Genomic DNA, 321 nt, shown 5'->3' on the forward strand with positions numbered 1-321 from the left:
CCGGGGCGCGGCCTCGCACGGCGGTACGCAGCTCCCGCTCTCCGGCGGCCGCCGCACCGCCCCGGCCGGGCTCCCCGACCTGGACGAGACCGAACGCCTCAGCGCCGAACTCGGCGTCCTCGGCATGGACGCCTCCCGCCACCTCATGGGCGACCACCAGGAGTTCCTGCGCGAACTCGGCGCCGTCACCGCGCGACGGCTGCGCGAGGCCCCGCACGGCGCCACCGTCCTCGTCGCGGGCGCCAAGGCCGCGACCCAGACCCCGCCCATCCGCTCCGGCAAACGCGTCGTCTTCACGACCCTGGTCGACGGCACGGGCCT

Annotated in this window: 1 pseudogene; it reads left to right on the forward strand. The window is 76.9% G+C overall.

Annotation, left to right across the window (positions count from 1 at the left end):
• Positions 1–321: pseudogene (locus tag SSBG_RS24450) on the forward strand (DNA polymerase III subunit alpha); the annotation flags it as partial.

This window comes from Streptomyces sp. SPB074, assembly GCF_000154905.1.
GTDB lineage: Bacteria > Actinomycetota > Actinomycetes > Streptomycetales > Streptomycetaceae > Streptomyces.